Here is a 534-nt window from a genome sequence, read left to right as displayed (position 1 = left end):
GCATGCCTATTTCTGTATCTGATGAATTACAACTATTTGCTCAAAAAATTCAAAGCTTCTTGTATGTAACATAAAACCCTTCTCTATGTAGGTTCTATTTTATCTTAAGGTTAAATTATTTTTTTAAAAGATATGGAACAATATTGTTATTTAGATTGTCTATTAAGTGTAATTTTAAAAACTGATGTTCAAATTCAATACAATTGTATCTAATTTAACATCCGTTTTAAATATTAAAAGTCTGAAGGGAATGATCATTTTGAAAAGTACAAGGATGCTAAAAATAGGGGTGTGTGTTGGCATACTAAGTTTAAGCCTTGCAAGCGTAAAATTCTTTATAGGTGAACAATTGCAAGTTGAAGCAAAAGAAAAAACAGAGCACAACAATCATGCAAACCATGCGACTCATCGAGAGTTCGCTCAACTTGAGAAAAAGTTTGACGCTCGACTAGGTGTCTATGCTATCGACACTGGTACAAACCAGACAGTAACTTATCGACCTAATAAACGGTTTGCTTACGCATCTACCTACAA

Annotated in this window: 1 pseudogene; it reads left to right on the top strand. The window is 32.4% G+C overall.

From position 1 onward, the window contains the following. Positions 1 to 250: 250 nt before the first annotated feature. Positions 251 to 534: pseudogene (locus RVS70_RS21960) on the top strand (class A beta-lactamase); the annotation flags it as partial.

It is taken from the genome of Virgibacillus sp. M23 (assembly GCF_034190895.1).
Classification (GTDB): domain Bacteria; phylum Bacillota; class Bacilli; order Bacillales; family Amphibacillaceae; genus Virgibacillus; species Virgibacillus salarius.
Note: the sequence above shows the minus strand (reverse complement) of the source record. Positions and strands in the feature narration are given on the sequence as shown.